The following is a 15717-nucleotide window of genomic DNA, read 5'->3' as shown; positions in this document are numbered from 1 at the left end:
AATGGGTTGGCGCGTTGCGAACCCATGGCTTGCGAGAATCCAATACTTGTACCCATTCTGGGCGATCAACTGACGCGCACGCTTCCCTCGCTGCGTGGCCGGACCAAGGACGATACCGTCATCCTGATGATGGAGGTCTGGGATGAAGCGACCTACGTCAAACATCACAAGCAGAAGATCGTACTGCTGTTTTCTGCGATGCGGCACTTTGCTGCCGATCTGTGCTACGCGGGCTGGAGCGTCGACTACATCAAGCTCGACGATGATGGCAATTCCGGCAGCTTCACCGGCGAAGTCGCCCGCGCCGTCGAACGCCGCGATCCGCGCGCAATCCAGATCACCGAAGCGAGTGAATGGCGCGTGCAGCAAGCGATCGAGGAATGGCCAGACAAATTCGCATGCGATGTCGAGATCCTGCCGGATGACCGCTTCCTTTGCTCGCACCAGGAATTTCGCGACTGGGCCGAGGACCGCAAGCACCTGACAATGGAACATTTCTACCGCGAAATGCGCCGCAAGACGGGTATTCTGATCACGGGAGACGGGAAACCGGAGGGCGGCGACTGGAATTACGACAAGCAGAACCGCGAACCTCCGAAAGAGGAGATGGATCCGCCTCCCGTACCCAAGTTCGAACCGGACGCGATCACCCGCGAAGTCATCGAATTGGTGGCGGACGAATTCGGCGATCACTTCGGCGATCTCGAACCGTTCTGCTGGCCAGTCACCCGCGACGAAGCCGAAAAGGCGGCCGATGCCTTCTTCGCCGAGCGGATCGAGAAATTCGGTCCATACCAGGATGCGATGGTCCACGGCGAGGACGACATGTATCATTCGATGCTGTCGACCAGTATCAATTGCGGGCTGCTCGATCCATTGGAGCTGTGCCAGCGGGCCGAACAAGCGTACAAGGACGGCAAGGCTCCAATCAATTCGGTTGAGGGTTTCATTCGCCAGATCATCGGTTGGCGAGAATACATTCGCGGCTTCTACTGGCTGCACATGCCGGGGCTGGAAAGCGATAACAAACTGAATGCCCAGCGCGCGCTTCCCGAGTTTTTCTGGACCGGCGAAACCGACATGCGATGCCTTTCGGACTGCATCCGCTCGACGCGGCAGAATGCGCACGCGCACCATATCCAGCGCCTGATGGTCCTTGGCAATTTCTGTCTGCTTGCAGGAATCAACCCTCGCGACGTGCAGGACTGGTATCTCGCCGTCTATGCCGATGCCTATCAGTGGGTGGAATTGCCCAATGTCTCTGCGATGATCCTGTACACCGATGGCGGCAAGCTCGCGACCAAACCTTATGCAGCAAGCGGAAATTACATCAACAGGATGTCGAATTACTGCAAGGACTGCACCTATTCGGTCAGCAAGAAAACCGGCGAAGGCGCCTGCCCCTTCAACCCGCTTTATTGGCATTTTATGGACCGCCACCGCGACCGGCTGGAAAGCAACCGCCGCGTGGGACGCATCTATTCGAACTGGGACAGGATGGATGACGACAAGAAACAGGCCTACCTCGACAGCGCACAGAATTTCCTCGACAGCCTTACCTCCGCCGATAAGAGCTGGGCGCGTAACGAGTAGAGGGAGTTTCCAGACATGCTGACCGTCCACCACCTGCGTATCTCGCAATCCGAACGCATCGTCTGGCTGTGCGAGGAATTGGGCCTCGACTACGATCTCAAGCTCTACAATCGCGATCCCGAGACGCGGCTCGCGCCGCCTGAACTCAAGGCGATCCATCCTATGGAAATCGCACCGGTAATCGAGGATGGCGACCTGAAACTCGGTGAAAGCGGAGCAATCGTCGAATATATAGTCGGCAAATATGCACCCGATAAAGCGCTCGCGCCCGGCGCCGACAAGGCCGACTTTGCCGATCATCTCTATTGGTTTCACTTTGCCAATGCGACGTTCATGACCAACGGAATGATGCAGATCGCTGTCGGTGCCGTTGGTGCGGAGATGCCGCCGCCACTCGCCAAACGGATTACCAATGCGTGGTCGCAAATTGAACGACGGCTGGGAGAGGCCGACTATTTCGGGGGCAAGCAGCTGACGACCGCCGACATCATGATGGTGTTTCAGCTAACGACTAGCCGCGCCTTCAACGGTATGACCATCGACCACCTGCCCAACCTGAAAGCCTACCTCCAACGCATCGGTGCGCGGGAGGCGTATCGGGCGGCGATGGCGAAGGCCGAACCGGGATTCACGCCCAAGCTGGATTAGGTGGCAAACACCGTCCTCGCGGCATCTTCGATCTGCGCCATCGCGCTTCTCCAAGGCCCCGGTCCATAGCTGATCCGCGCGACCCCGAGCTTCGCAAGCTCGGCATTATTAGCCATTCCCGGTAGCCGCATGACGTTTATCGGCAACTCGACGGCTTCGCATAGCCGCGCGATGAGAGCCGGATCGCTCAATCCCGGAATGAAGAAGCAACCCGCCCCGGCTGTGCGATAGATCGACGCGCGCTCGATCGCTGCATCGACGAGCTCAGCGCGGTTCGGGTCTTCACCGGCCATCCACGGGCCAAGAAAAGTATCAGTGCGCGCATTCACGAACAGCCCTTCTCTGTTGATCGTGGCGATGCGCTCGGCCTGTTCGTCAACCGAGCGCAAGCCGCCGGGCCGGATTAATCGATCTTCGAGATTGCAGCCGATCACGCCGACATCGCGTAAAGCGGCGGCATTGTGGCCAAGGTCTGCGAGGTTGGTCGCGAAACCGGCTTCGATATCGACCGATATCGGCAGATCGACCGCTTCAGTGATTTGCTTGGCCGTATCGACCACCCGAGCAAACGGAATGTGCTCGCCATCGTCATACCCTTGCGATCCGGCCAGCGACGCGCTTCCAGTCGCAATTGCCTTCGCTCCCGCCTTGGCCACGGCTTTCGCGCTGCCCGCGTCCCAGATGTTGAAGAGGATCAGGGGATCGGCACTGTCATGCAACGCTGCAAAATCACCTTTATTCATGACTTTTCCTCGCTTTCGCGTTTGAGCAGTTCCGCTTTGATCTGCGGACCATAGGCATAGCCGCCCAGCGAGCCATCGGCCTGCACCACACGGTGACACGGTATCAGCACGGCAATCTTGTTTGCCCCGTTTGCGCCGCCGACCGCGCGGCTGGCTTTTGGATTGCCGAGCGCGGCGGCAAGATCGCCGTAGCTTCGGGTTTCTCCCGCTGGAATTGCTCTGAGCGCCTGCCAAACGCGCTGCTGGAAGGCAGTCCCCTTCACATCAAGCGGGATCGCCGAGACGTCGCTCGATGGTTCTTCGACTGCCGCGACCACTTTTTGGAACAAGGCTCTGAATTCGTCACCGGCCTTGATCAGCTCCGCTTTGGGAAAACGCGCGCGCAGCTCCGCCTCACCCTCGCCGAATGCTAGGCAGCAAACACCCTTGTCCGTCGCGGCCACAAGCATTTCGCCGAGCGAGGTTTCAATGACGCTCCAATGCACGGTTCGCCCCTTTCCGCCGTCGCGCCAATCGCTTGCCTCCATACCCAACCGTCCTTTCGTATCCGCATAAAAGCGCGAGGGCGCGGAATAGCCCGCATTATAGAGTGCATCGGTAACAGTTGCACCGGTTTCGAGAGCACCTCGAACACGTTCTTCGCGCAGGGCCCTTGCAAAGGCGGCAGGCGATAGCCCTACCGTGCGCTTGAAGAGCCGCTGGAAATGCGTCGGTGAATAGCCCGTCAGGTCTGCCAGCTCGGCGAGCGTTTTCGCGCCGTCCGAACGTATCGCAGAAATCGCAGCCAAAACGGACGCTTCCTCGGCGCTTTGGGTATTCGGAGAGCAACGCTTGCACGCTCGCAGTCCAGCGGCTTCGGCGTCGGCAGCACTCCTGTAAAAGCGCACGTTCTTGCGCAAGGGCGCGCGCGCCGGGCAGCTTGGCCGACAATAAATGCCTGTCGAATGCACCCCGGTAACGAATGCCCCGTCAAATCGGCGATCCTTGGCGAGCGCGATCTGCCAGCGTTCTTCGTCGGTGAGCTTCCCGGTATCAATCATGCGCCGCTTTTGTCACAAGCGGGGTTTCAGCGCATCCCGAAGCTTGCGGTCAATGACCCGCATTGCGTAAAGACCGCCGCGATGAAGAGATTGACGCACATTTTCGCAGCACTGCTAGCATTGCTGATCGCGCCGCAGGCCCTTGCCGACGCGGGCGATGTAGAAGCTGCATCGCGCGGCGTCGTGCGGGTCGTCATCATAAGCCAGAATGGCGATGAATTGGTACCGGTGACGCACGGTAGCGGTTTTGCCGTTACACCGACCAAGATTGTCACCAATGCACATGTTATCCGCGAAGCCTTGCAGGACGATACGCTGCGGATCGGTATCGTGCCCAGCGAAGGCGACAATGGCGCATTCGCCCGTGCGCTGGCGGTCAGCCCGCGCAATGACCTGGCTCTGATCGAGATTGCCGATGATGCCATGACCCTCCCGCCCCTGACGATCGCCGGCGGGGTCGGTGCGAATTTGGGTGAAGTGTCCGCGGTTGGCTACCCGATGAATGTCGATCTGGCGCAGGGACTGGAAATCAGCGACATCTTCAACGCGCAGCCGCCGGTGAAAAGCCGCGGCTTCCTTTCAGGTGAGAGACCGAGCCGCCAATTCGACACGATCCTGCACACCGCACCGATTGCACGCGGAAACTCGGGAGGTCCGTTGCTGGACGGATGTGGGCGTGTCTTGGGCGTGAATTCTTTCGGTGCGGATTCCAACGGGTCGGATGCCGAGTTCTATTTTGCGGTGAGTCTTCGCGAATTGCTTCCCTTTCTGCGCGCCAACGAAATTGAGCCGCAGACCAACGCTCTTCCGTGCCGCTCGATCGACGAGCTCAACGCTGCCGAACGTGCCCGCTTCGAGGCCGAAAGGGCCGATGCTCGCGCGCTGCTGGAAGCTCGCGAGGATGAAATGCGTGAAGCCCGCGCCGATGCGCGGCTGGCAGCACAAATGGCGGTCATGGAAGAACGCGACAACGCGATGGCGATGGCGGTGATTCTGCTCCTCGTCGCCATCGGATCGGGCTACGCCGCGATCCAGCTGCGCCAGCAGTCCCGGTCGGAAACCGAAGCCGATGCAAAGGCACAGGCGCGCACCATGATCGCTGCCGGTATTGCCGGTGCTGCAATTATCGGGACAATCCTGATCTGGATCACCCGCCCTGGCTACAGCGAGATCGAGGACCGAGTGGCAGCCGCTCTCGAAGAATTGGAGTTGAATGGCGGCGAAGGGACACAGCCCATCTCGCTCGCGGGTGATGGCACGCTGATCTGCACGCTCGTGCCGGAACGCAGCCGTATCACCGGTGCGCGGACCGACGATGTGGAGTTCGATTGGGCCGCCGATGGCTGCGTCAACGGGCGCACGCAATACGGCATGAACAATGGCGAATGGTCGCGCGTCCTTGTCCCGAATGACGAGGCGGCCGTCTCGATCAACACGTACGACCCGCAGACACGGATTTTCCGCACCGAACGTTACTTGCTGAGCCGGGCCACAATGCAAGCAGCGCGCGAGATCCGCAGCGCCTATACGCCGCCCGCGTGCGGAGTGCTCGATGCAGCGCGTATCCTGGGCGAGCAGCAATCGGGCGTGCTGGCGCAATTGCCAAGCAGGCCCAATGAACGCCTCGTTTACACCTGCGAGGCCGCTGCCGCACCGAGCGCGGGCGGCGAGGAATAGGGTTCAGCCGATTAAGCGGCCAGCGCGTCACCGGATAGAGTAATCCGGTGCATCTCGCGGCGGTGGCCCTGATAATCGTTGATCGCGTTATGCCACGTGGTCCGGTTGTCCCAGATCGCGACTGTCCCGAGCTTCCACTGCAGGCGGCACTGGTTATCGCCTGTTAAGGCAGCGTCGCACAGGCGCTGAAGCAGCGGCAGGCTTTCCTCGCGCGTCCGGCCGACAAAGTTGATCGTAAAAGCCGTGTTTACATAGAGCAGTTTTCGACCCGTAAGCGGGTGACGGATGACCACCGGATGGACGGCCCCGGTCTTCATATCCTGCCCGCGCAGGCTCTTGCCCATATCGGTCTGCGCATAAAGGCCGTCGGCCTTGTAGACGTGATCGGCGGTATGGAACGCTTCCAGGTCCTCAATCTCGTCTTTCAGATCATCAGGCAGTGCATCGTAAGCCGCGCCCATATGCGCCCATTCGGTGTCACCTCCCTGCGGAGGAAGCTCGCGCGCAACCAGCACCGATCCCATGGCCGGTATCTGATCGTAGGAATGGTCGGTATGCCACGCCCCGCCGATATTGGTCGCCTGATCGGCTTCCTTTTTGACCACTGCGATCTCGCCGTAATCTTCTTGCAGCGGAAAATAGTTGTTGATGTCGATCCCGCCCCAGCGTTTGCCGAATTTAATGTGATCTTCGGGAGAAAAGTCCTGATCGCGGAAGATCGCAACCCCGTGTTCGTAGATCGCCTGCTTGATGTCCTGCATCTCGGCATCTGTGCAATCGGCCAGCGAAACGCCTGAAATTTCGACCCCGCATTTGGGTGCCATCGGTGTGAGCTGCATAGTTCCTCTCCTCCGAGCGCATTCGCTCTTGAGTACAGTTGTGCCGTGGGCAATCTACGATGTCCAGAATTCCCGTGCGCTTCGCTTGCGGAATCACGAAGACATTGCTAGGCGCGCGCCAGCTTCGTCGGGATGCTCTCATGCGACCCGAGCCCTCGAAGCGATGCATCGTTATTCTCGAAGATCCTAAAGGACATCGAAACGCGTGGATATTTCCGCCGGTATTCAGGCTAGCCTGGCAGGCCGTTACGCCTCAGCTCTGTTCGAACTCGCTAGCGAAGCGGGGATGGTGACAGCTGTCGAATCCGATCTTGCCAAGCTGAGCGAAGCGCTCAGCGAATCGGACGACCTTCGCAGCGCCACCACCAATCCTCAGCTTTCACGAGCCGTGCAGGGTGAAGCGGTTAATGCCGTAGCCAAGCACCTCGGCCTCGCCGAATTAACCACCAATTTCCTTGGCGTGCTCGCGGACAATCGCCGTCTGGCATCGCTGCCCGACATGATCGCCGCATTCAAAGCCATCGCCGCTGCTCAGCGCGGTGAGGTCACCGCCAAGGTCACCAGCGCGCATCCGCTGACCGACGGCCAGCTTGCAGAACTCAAGAGCAAGTTGACCGCCCGCGAAGGCCGCACAGTCATGCTTTCAGCCGATGTGAACCCCGACCTGCTCGGCGGTCTCGTCGTCACCATAGGATCGCAGCGCATCGACGCCTCGATCCGCACCCGTCTCAATTCACTTGCCCAGGCCATGAAGGCTTAAAGGAAGAAACATGGAAATCCGCGCCGCAGAAATCTCCAAGGTCATCAAGGACCAGATCGCCAATTTCGGCACCGAAGCGCAAGTCAGCGAAGTCGGCTCCGTTCTCAGCGTGGGCGATGGTATTGCCCGCATCCACGGCCTCGACAAGGTTCAGGCCGGTGAGATGGTCGAATTCGCCAACGGCGTTCAGGGCATGGCCCTCAACCTTGAAGCGGACAATGTCGGCGTCGTGATCTTCGGGTCGGACGCCGAAATCAAGGAAGGCGACACCGTCAAGCGGACGGAAACCATCGTGGACGTTCCGGTTGGCAAGGCCCTTCTGGGCCGCGTTGTCGACGCTCTCGGCAACCCAATCGACGGCAAAGGCCCGATCGAAACGACCGAGCGTAGCCGCGTCGAAGTGAAGGCGCCGGGCATCATCCCGCGCGAGTCGGTCAGCGAGCCGGTGCAGTCGGGTCTCAAGGCAATCGACGCGCTCGTGCCAGTGGGACGCGGTCAGCGCGAACTGATCATTGGCGACCGTCAGACAGGTAAATCGGCTGTCGCCATCGACACCTTTATCAACCAGAAGGACGCGCACCAAGGCGACGATGAGAAGCAGAAGCTTTACTGCATCTATGTCGCCGTCGGTCAGAAGCGTTCGACGGTTGCACAGATCGTGAAGCAGCTCGAAGAAAATGGCGCGATGGAATATTCCATTGTTGTGGCGGCAACCGCTTCGGAGCCTGCACCGCTTCAGTACCTCGCGCCCTATACCGGCTGCGCGATGGGTGAGTTCTTCCGCGACAACGGCATGCACGCCGTGATCGTGTATGACGACCTTTCGAAACAGGCTGTTGCCTATCGTCAGATGTCGCTCCTGCTGCGCCGTCCTCCGGGCCGTGAAGCGTATCCGGGTGACGTGTTCTATCTCCACAGCCGTTTGCTGGAGCGCGCCGCAAAGATGAACGACGACAATGGCGGCGGTTCGCTTACCGCACTGCCGATCATTGAAACCCAGGCGGGCGACGTGTCGGCCTATATTCCGACCAACGTTATTTCGATCACCGACGGTCAGATCTTCCTCGAAACCGATCTGTTCTATCAGGGCATCCGTCCCGCAATTAACGTCGGTCTGTCGGTGAGCCGCGTGGGCGGTGCCGCCCAGACCAAGGCGATGAAGAAGGTCTCGGGCTCGATGAAGCTCGACCTTGCTCAGTACCGCGAAATGGCGGCGTTTGCGCAGTTCGGCTCCGATCTCGACGCATCGACGCAGAAACTCCTCAATCGTGGTGCGCGTCTGACCGAGCTGCTGAAGCAGCCGCAGTTTTCGCCTATGCCTTTCGAAGAACAGACCGTTTCGATCTTTGCCGGCACAAACGGTTTCATCGACGATGTCGCAGTCGACCGCGTCGGTGAATACGAAGAACAGATGCTGGCCTTCTTCCGCAGCGAACACGGCGACATTCTCGGCGACATTCGGACAAGCAAGAAGTTCGAAGGCGACGTGAAAGACCGCACGGTCGCGGCGCTTCAAGCCTTCGCCAAGCAGTTCGCGTAAGGTAACGCCAGATGGCAAGCCTCAAGGAACTCAAGGATCGGATCGGGTCGGTCAAATCGACCCAGAAGATCACCAAGGCCAAACAGATGGTCGCCGCGGCGAAGCTTCGCCGGGCGCAGTCCGCTGCCGAGGCCGCGCGTCCTTATCAGGAGCGTTTGGCTGCCGTCATGGCGAGCCTCGCGAGCAAGGTTTCGGGCGACAGCGCACCAAAACTGCTCGCCGGCACAGGCTCCGATAAGCGCAACCTGCTGGTCGTGGTCAACACCGACAAGGGTCTGTGCGGCGGGTTGAACTCGAACATCGTCAAGGCTGCCAAGGCCAAGGCGGAGGAATTGCTCGCAGCGGGCAAGGACGTCGAATTTTACCTCGTCGGAAAAAAAGGCCGCGCGCCGATCAAACGCGAATACGCAGATCGAATCGGGCAGCATTTCGATACAAGTACGGTCAAGACGCCCGGTTTCGAGGAAGCCGACGCGATCGCTGCAGAGCTGATCGAAATGTACGATGCTGGCAAGTATGACATCGCGCACCTTATCTACCCGACGTTTAAATCCGCGTTGGTTCAGGACCCGACCGTCAATCAGTTGATCCCGGTCCCCTCGCCCGATGTCGCAGACGATAGCGATGCCGTGGTCGAGTACGAGCCAGGCGAAGAAGAAATCCTCGAAGAATTGCTGCCGCGCTACGTAAAGACGCAGCTGTTCGGCGCTCTGCTGGAGCGTGAGGCATCGGAGCAAGGCGCCTCGATGACGGCGATGGACAACGCGACGCGAAATGCGGGCGATCTCATCAAAGACCTCAATATCGAATACAACCGCCGCCGTCAGGCCGCGATTACCACCGAACTCATTGAAATCATTGCAGGCGCGGAAGCGCTTTAATCGAAGGCTAAGGAACACAACATGGCCACCGCACCAGTCCTCAACCAGACCACCAACGGCACGATCAGCCAGGTCATCGGCGCAGTCGTCGACGTGCAGTTCGAAGGTGAACTGCCGGCGATCCTTTCCGCGCTGGAAACCAAGAACGATGGCAAGACCCTTGTTCTCGAAGTAGCCCAGCACCTCGGCGAAAAAACCGTTCGTACCATCGCTATGGATGCGACCGAAGGCCTCGTTCGCGGCGCTGAGGTGGTTGCAACCGGGGCGCAGATCTCCGTGCCCGTCGGTCCAAAAACCCTCGGTCGCATCATGAATGTCGTCGGTGAAGCCATCGACGAGCGCGGCCCTGTCGGCGCTGAAATGACCGCCCCGATCCACGCAGAGGCTCCTGCTTTCGTCGACCAATCGACCGAAGCGGCCATCCTGGTCACCGGGATCAAGGTGATCGACCTTCTCGCTCCTTACGCAAAGGGCGGCAAGATCGGCCTGTTCGGCGGCGCTGGCGTGGGCAAGACCGTTCTCATTCAGGAGCTCATCAACAACATCGCAAAGGGCCACGGCGGCGTGTCCGTCTTCGCCGGTGTGGGTGAGCGTACCCGTGAAGGTAACGACCTTTACCACGAATTCCTCGACGCTGGCGTTATCGCCAAGAACGAAGCTGGCGAAGCCATTTCCGAAGGCTCCAAGGTGGCTCTGGTGTTCGGCCAGATGAACGAACCTCCGGGCGCGCGTGCCCGGGTTGCTCTGTCGGGCCTGACCATGGCGGAATACTTCCGCGATCAGGAAGGGCAGGACGTGCTGTTCTTCGTCGACAACATCTTCCGTTTCACGCAGGCGGGTTCGGAAGTGTCAGCACTTCTCGGCCGTATCCCTTCGGCTGTGGGTTACCAGCCAACCCTGTCGACCGACATGGGTAATCTGCAGGAACGCATCACCTCGACCAACAAGGGCTCGATCACCTCGGTCCAGGCCATCTACGTGCCTGCCGATGACCTTACCGACCCTGCCCCGGCGACCTCGTTTGCCCACTTGGACGCGACCACCACGCTGAACCGCGCGATTTCGGAGCTGGGCATCTACCCGGCAGTCGACCCGCTCGATTCAACCTCGCGCGTTCTCGAACCACGCGTCGTCGGCCAAGAGCACTACGACACGGCTCGCCGCGTTCAGGAAACGCTGCAGAAGTACAAGTCGCTGCAGGATATTATCGCCATTCTCGGCATGGACGAGCTTTCGGAAGAAGATAAGCTCACCGTGGCCCGTGCCCGCAAGATCCAGAAGTTCCTGAGCCAGCCGTTCCATGTGGCAGAGGTATTTACCGGCATCGACGGCATATTCGTACAGCTCGAAGACACCGTAAAATCGTTCAAGGCAGTGGTCGACGGCGAATACGATCACCTGCCTGAGCAGGCATTCTACATGGTCGGCGGCATTGAAGACGTGGTTAAGAAGGCCGCTCAGATGGCCGAGGACGCCTAAGCGACATGCCACTCCACTTCGAACTCGTAACCCCGGCCAAGCTGGTCCGATCGGAAGACGTCCACATGGTCGTCGTCCCCGGTGCCGAAGGCGAATTCGGCGTACTTGAAGGCCATGCGCCCTTTATGTCTACGATCCGTGATGGCGCGGTGCAGGTCTATAAGAGCGAAGGCGCGGAGCCGGAAACCATCGAAGTCAGAGGCGGCTTCGCCGAAGTGGGCGATTCCGGATTGACCGTTCTCGCGGAGCACGTCGAAGGCTAAACTCTCCGATCTCGAAGCATTCAGAAGGGCGGTCCTGCTTTCATGGCAGAGCCGCCCTTCTTCATTTCGGAACTCTGCGCTCCGCCTCCCGTTGGTTAGTCGGTGGTTTTGGGTAGCATGGGGATTGGACTATCACTCGCATCTTGATGATGATCTGGCTGGCGCTGATTGCGTTTCCCATCGCCGCTCAAGGTCCGAGCGATGTGCCCGCCTCGTCCGAGCCCCACGTCTACGAGCTCGACGTCATCAATCCCGGCCTTCCGCAACCGGCGGAACTTCTCGATCTGGAAACCCCTCAGGCGCTGTTCGAAAGCCTGATGGATGCCGGACACGCCGAAGAATGGGACCGCGTCGCGACCGCGCTCGACCTCTCCGATTTGTCCGTCTCCGAACAAGCGGCTCGCGGCCCTGAACTCGCGCGGCAGGCCTTTGATATCGTCAACCGCTCGATCCTGATCGACTGGCGCGGGCTTTCAGACCGGCCTGATGCGGTCGAAGTGATCGCCAGCGACAAGGAGCCATTGGCAGGCGAACCGCGCCGCAGCATCGTGCTCACGCATTTGCGTGCCGATGGCCGCGATTACTCATTCCGCATTGCACGTTTAAAAACCCCGAACGGCGAGCCAGTCTGGATGATAAGCCGCCAGACGGTCGAGAACATTCCGGCGCTTTACGAGCGGTACGGTCCGTCGAAGTTCGAAAAGTCCCTGCCCCCACAGCTTCGCAAGCAGGCCTTCTGGACCCTCGCCTGGTGGGAAGTGATATCGCTGCCGGTCGTTCTGATTCTGGCGTTGATGGCCGCAGCGTTGGTTTATGCTGGCATCAGGCGGTTTCGAGAAAATCTCGATGAAGAGCGATTGGCACACAGCATCGCCCGCGCAATCCACCTTCCCGCTTCGCTCACAGCGCTCGCCGGGACCTTTGCCCTGCTGCGCAGCTCAATCTTCAATTTTTCTGGAACCGTCGCGAGTATCCTCGACCCACTGGAAATCACGCTGTTCGTCGCCGCCATCGGAGCTTTGATCCTCGTCATCATTGAGACGATCATTGACTTTGCATCGGGCCAGCGGACGCGGGAACTGGAAGATCCCGACAACGAAGAAGCGCGCGACTACTTCACAAAGCTGGCGGCGGGCCAGCGGATTATCACTGTGTTCGTTGTACTGATCGCGGCAGCAGTGGTGCTTATCCAGACCGACATCGCCAGCACGCTGGGCTTTAGTCTGCTCGCATCTGCCGGTGTGCTCGGCCTGATCCTCGTATTCGCCGCGCGGCAGGCGCTTGGCGACCTGATGGCGAGTATCCAGATCGCCTTCGCGAAAACCGCGCGCATCGGCGATGCAGTCTACTGGCAGGGACAGTGGTGCTATATCGAGCGGATCGGCTTCACCCATCTGCGCCTCCGCACTTGGGATGAGCGCCGCCTGATGGCTCCGGTTGCCGCATTCATCGGTGAAAGCTTCGAAAACTGGACCAAGACCGACCCAAGCCTGATGACCCATGTCGAGCTGATGCTGGACCACCGGGCGGATATCGACCGACTGCGAGAAGAGTTTCAGCAGTTTGTCGAGAACGACGACGCAGTGATGGATGCCGAAGAAGCTGAAGTCCAGGTCGTGGGCCACGATGCTCAGGCGATGACTGTTCGCTTTCTAGCGCGCGCGGAAGATCCGAAGGCCGGATGGAAACTGCAATGCCGCGTGCGCGAACACATCCTTGCTGCGATCGGGAAAATGGACGCCAGCGATGAACGGACGCCAGTTTTCCTTCCGCGCGAACGCGAGGTTCAGGTGGCACAACAGGCAAGCTGAAAACTGGCGGGAAATCCGCTGCTTAGCGCTTGGCTTTTCGCGATACCTTGGGCAAACCCAAGATACAAAATTCCCAAGCGGAGAGGACATTTGAGCTTTGTTTCAACACTCGCATTGGCGGCGGCCATGACTATTACTCAAGCGACCGGCGCATCTGCCAATAACCACGATCAGGAGGCGGCAGCTGATGGCGTACCAGGCCCCGAGCAAGATCCGTATATCTGGCTTGAAGAAGCGCGAAGCGATGAGGCACTGGCCTGGGTCGAGAACGAGAACCAGCTGACGCAGGCAGCGTTGGAAAGCGATCCGCGTTTCGAACACCTCAAGGCGGATGCTCTCGCTATATTCGACAGCGAAGACCGCATCCCGTTCGTCAGCTTCCGTCCCGACGGACTTTATAATTTCTGGCAGGACAAGCAGAATCCGAAAGGCCTCCTGCGGCGGACCACACTTGATAGCTATCAGACGGAAGAGCCCGTTTGGGAAACCGTGCTAGACGTCGACGCGCTGGCCGCGGCGGAGGGGAAGGAATGGGTCTACAAGGGATCGACCTGCCTTCCCCCTGCCCGCACCAAGTGCATGATCGCGCTATCGGATGGCGGCGAGGATGCGACCATCTTGCGCGAGTTCGATACAGCCACGAAAAGCTTCGTCGAAGGCGGCTTCGTCATAGAAGAAAAAAGCCAGGGCGGGATCAGCTGGATCGATGAAGACACACTTCTGGTCGGTCGCGACTTTGGCGAAGGAACGCTGACCGACAGCGAATACCCTTTCACCAGCCGCGTGTGGAAACGGGGCACACCGCTCTCAGACGCAGAGGAAATCTTTCGTGGTGAACCCAGCGACGTATGGGCCGGCGCGAGCCTGCTGCGTGACAACACGGGGACAATCCACGCACGTACGGCAATGAGAGGCGTCAGCTTCCACGAGGCGGAGTATTTCGTCGACATGGATGGCGAGTGGGTGAAGCTCGACATTCCGAAGAAAGCTTCGCCTTATGGAATCGTCGATGGTCACCTGCTCTATTCGACCGACGTCGATTGGGATGTGGACGGACAGACCTTCCCTGCCGACAGCTTGATAGCAGTCAATCTCGAACGATGGAAAGCCGATCCCAATGGCGCCGCCAAGACGCTGGTGTGGGCGCCGGGCGATCGCCAGACCAAGCGCGGCGGCGCGATAACCGGAAACGCGCTGTTCGTTGATATGCTCGATAATGTTGTCGGCAAGGTATTGCAGTTCAACTACGTTGACGGTTCCTGGGTGAGCGAGCAGGTCGCCCTGCCCGACAATGCGACAGTCGGCATCGTCGCGGCATCGGACGAAACCGACCAGATAATGTTCACGGTCACCGATTTCCTCAACCCGACGACGCTATACTATGCGGACGGAGACGGGGCGCCGCAGGTGCTCAAGACTTCGCCCAGCTATTTCGATAAAGCGGGAATGGAGGTCGAGCAGCACGAGGCGACGAGCGCCGACGGAAACAGAATCCCGTACTTCATTGTCAAGCCTGCCGGAATGGACATGAACGGCGAAACAGCAGTGCTAATGACCGGTTACGGCGGATTTCAGGTCCCGCGCCTGCCCGGCTATCTTGGCTCGACTGGTAAGCTGTGGCTCGAAAATGGCGGCGCATATGTGCTCGCCAATCTGCGCGGCGGCGGCGAGTTCGGTCCCGGTTGGCACCAGACAGCGATCCGCGAAAACAAGCAGCGCACCTGGGACGACTTTATCGCTGTTGGACAGGACCTCGTCGATAAAGGCTTCACCTCGCCCAAGCATCTCGGCATCCAGGGCGGCTCTCAAGGCGGACTGTTGGTCGGCACGGCGTTTACCCAGCGCCCCGATCTGTTCGGCGCTGCGATCGTCCAGATCCCGCTGTTTGACATGCTGCGCTACCACCTGATCGGCCGCGGTGCGTCGTGGATCGGCGAATACGGCGATCCACGGATCCCCGAACAGCGTGCATGGATCGAGGCGTATTCGCCCTATCAGAAGATCGAGAAAGGCGTGAACTACCCCACACCGTTCCTGTGGGCTTCGACCGCGGATGACCGCACTCATCCCGCACACGCGCGCAAAGGTGCCGCGCGTCTCAAAGAGCTCGGTCAGCCCTACTATTACTTCGAAGACATGACCGGCGGGCATTCCGGCGGTGTTGATAATGAACAACGCGCCAAGCTTCAGGCGCTACAATATGTCTACCTGATGCAGCAGTTGATGGACGATCAATCCGGCGGCTGACACGCGCTGTAATGCTGCGATGAACGGGGGCGATTCCTTTGATGGAACCGCCCCTTTTTCGTAGCCGAAATCAAAGGTGTAAAACAGAGCGACACTTCGCACTCACTTCACCGCAAGCCAGCCACGTAGGGCGGCGTCAACGCGGTCTTAACCATCCTTGGTAGGACCGAATTAAGCCTGAAAACCCGACTGTTCT

At 59.5% G+C, this 15717-nt stretch carries 13 protein-coding genes; 10 read left to right on the top strand and 3 right to left on the bottom strand.

Annotated elements, in window-relative coordinates:
* Positions 1–24 precede the first annotated feature (24 nt).
* Positions 25–1593 carry a cryptochrome/photolyase family protein gene (locus tag KCG45_RS10485; protein ID WP_218317178.1) on the top strand — a complete coding sequence of 523 codons (1569 nt, stop codon included), beginning with the start codon at positions 25–27 and terminating at the stop codon, positions 1591–1593.
* Positions 1594–1608: 15 nt separating this feature from the next.
* Positions 1609–2241, top strand: a complete 633-nt coding sequence (locus KCG45_RS10480) for a glutathione S-transferase family protein (protein ID WP_218317177.1) — start codon at positions 1609–1611, stop codon at positions 2239–2241.
* Here the strand turns inward: KCG45_RS10480 and KCG45_RS10475 are convergent.
* Positions 2238–2984 carry an isocitrate lyase/PEP mutase family protein gene (locus KCG45_RS10475; protein WP_218317176.1) on the bottom strand — a complete coding sequence of 249 codons (747 nt, stop codon included), beginning with the start codon at positions 2982–2984 and terminating at the stop codon, positions 2238–2240. The genes KCG45_RS10480 and KCG45_RS10475 overlap by 4 nt on opposite strands.
* A complete protein-coding gene (gene ada / locus KCG45_RS10470; protein WP_218317175.1) occupies positions 2981–4024 on the bottom strand; it encodes a bifunctional DNA-binding transcriptional regulator/O6-methylguanine-DNA methyltransferase Ada in 1044 nt (347 codons plus the stop codon). The genes KCG45_RS10475 and ada overlap by 4 nt, the downstream gene beginning before the upstream one ends.
* Before the next feature lie 81 nt (positions 4025–4105).
* Between ada and KCG45_RS10465 the strand changes: the two genes are divergently transcribed.
* Positions 4106–5701: a S1 family peptidase gene (locus KCG45_RS10465; protein ID WP_218317174.1), complete on the top strand. Its 1596-nt coding sequence runs from the start codon at positions 4106–4108 to the stop codon at positions 5699–5701.
* An 11-nt stretch (positions 5702–5712) separates the two neighbouring features.
* Here the strand turns inward: KCG45_RS10465 and KCG45_RS10460 are convergent, their stop codons facing one another.
* The gene (locus KCG45_RS10460; protein WP_218317173.1) at positions 5713–6540 is read right to left on the bottom strand and encodes a TauD/TfdA dioxygenase family protein; all 828 of its coding nucleotides are present in this window, start codon (positions 6538–6540) and stop codon (positions 5713–5715) included.
* Between the two features lie 205 nt (positions 6541–6745).
* Between KCG45_RS10460 and KCG45_RS10455 the strand changes: the two genes are divergently transcribed.
* From KCG45_RS10455 to KCG45_RS10425, 7 genes are all read left to right on the top strand, one after another.
* A complete protein-coding gene (locus KCG45_RS10455; RefSeq protein ID WP_218317172.1) occupies positions 6746–7300 on the top strand; it encodes a F0F1 ATP synthase subunit delta in 555 nt (184 codons plus the stop codon).
* 10 nt (positions 7301–7310) lie between these two features.
* On the top strand, positions 7311–8840 hold the full coding sequence (atpA, locus tag KCG45_RS10450) for a F0F1 ATP synthase subunit alpha (RefSeq protein ID WP_218317171.1): 1530 nt from the start codon (positions 7311–7313) through the stop codon (positions 8838–8840).
* A gap of 11 nt (positions 8841–8851) precedes the next feature.
* Positions 8852–9721 carry a F0F1 ATP synthase subunit gamma gene (locus tag KCG45_RS10445; RefSeq protein ID WP_218317170.1) on the top strand — a complete coding sequence of 290 codons (870 nt, stop codon included), beginning with the start codon at positions 8852–8854 and terminating at the stop codon, positions 9719–9721.
* A 21-nt stretch (positions 9722–9742) separates the two neighbouring features.
* On the top strand, positions 9743–11200 hold the full coding sequence (atpD, locus tag KCG45_RS10440) for a F0F1 ATP synthase subunit beta (RefSeq protein WP_218317169.1): 1458 nt from the start codon (positions 9743–9745) through the stop codon (positions 11198–11200).
* 5 nt (positions 11201–11205) lie between these two features.
* The gene (locus tag KCG45_RS10435) at positions 11206–11463 is read left to right on the top strand and encodes an ATP synthase F1 subunit epsilon (RefSeq protein ID WP_218317168.1); all 258 of its coding nucleotides are present in this window, start codon (positions 11206–11208) and stop codon (positions 11461–11463) included.
* 146 nt (positions 11464–11609) lie between these two features.
* The gene (locus tag KCG45_RS10430; protein ID WP_218317644.1) at positions 11610–13274 is read left to right on the top strand and encodes a mechanosensitive ion channel family protein; all 1665 of its coding nucleotides are present in this window, start codon (positions 11610–11612) and stop codon (positions 13272–13274) included.
* Positions 13275–13400: 126 nt separating this feature from the next.
* Positions 13401–15521, top strand: a complete 2121-nt coding sequence (locus KCG45_RS10425) for a prolyl oligopeptidase family serine peptidase (RefSeq protein ID WP_218317167.1) — start codon at positions 13401–13403, stop codon at positions 15519–15521.
* The last annotated feature ends 196 nt before the right edge of the window (positions 15522–15717 follow it).

Origin of the sequence: Erythrobacter ani (genome assembly GCF_019204025.1) — a bacterium.
Classification (GTDB): Bacteria; Pseudomonadota; Alphaproteobacteria; order Sphingomonadales; family Sphingomonadaceae; genus Erythrobacter; species Erythrobacter ani.
The sequence above is the reverse complement of the archived record's forward strand: the minus strand, read 5'-3'. Positions and strand labels throughout refer to the sequence as shown.

Coding starts and splice junctions, on each gene's coding strand:
- KCG45_RS10475 (WP_218317176.1), bottom strand. CDS start 2,984: ATGAATAAAGGTGATTTTGCAGCGTTGCATGACAGTGCCGATCCCCTG.
- KCG45_RS10430 (WP_218317644.1), top strand. CDS start 11,610: ATGATGATCTGGCTGGCGCTGATTGCGTTTCCCATCGCCGCTCAAGGT.
- KCG45_RS10460 (WP_218317173.1), bottom strand. CDS start 6,540: ATGCAGCTCACACCGATGGCACCCAAATGCGGGGTCGAAATTTCAGGC.
- ada (WP_218317175.1), bottom strand. CDS start 4,024: ATGATTGATACCGGGAAGCTCACCGACGAAGAACGCTGGCAGATCGCG.
- KCG45_RS10480 (WP_218317177.1), top strand. CDS start 1,609: ATGCTGACCGTCCACCACCTGCGTATCTCGCAATCCGAACGCATCGTC.
- KCG45_RS10485 (WP_218317178.1), top strand. CDS start 25: ATGGCTTGCGAGAATCCAATACTTGTACCCATTCTGGGCGATCAACTG.
- KCG45_RS10425 (WP_218317167.1), top strand. CDS start 13,401: ATGACTATTACTCAAGCGACCGGCGCATCTGCCAATAACCACGATCAG.
- KCG45_RS10465 (WP_218317174.1), top strand. CDS start 4,106: ATGAAGAGATTGACGCACATTTTCGCAGCACTGCTAGCATTGCTGATC.
- KCG45_RS10435 (WP_218317168.1), top strand. CDS start 11,206: ATGCCACTCCACTTCGAACTCGTAACCCCGGCCAAGCTGGTCCGATCG.
- atpA (WP_218317171.1), top strand. CDS start 7,311: ATGGAAATCCGCGCCGCAGAAATCTCCAAGGTCATCAAGGACCAGATC.
- atpD (WP_218317169.1), top strand. CDS start 9,743: ATGGCCACCGCACCAGTCCTCAACCAGACCACCAACGGCACGATCAGC.
- KCG45_RS10445 (WP_218317170.1), top strand. CDS start 8,852: ATGGCAAGCCTCAAGGAACTCAAGGATCGGATCGGGTCGGTCAAATCG.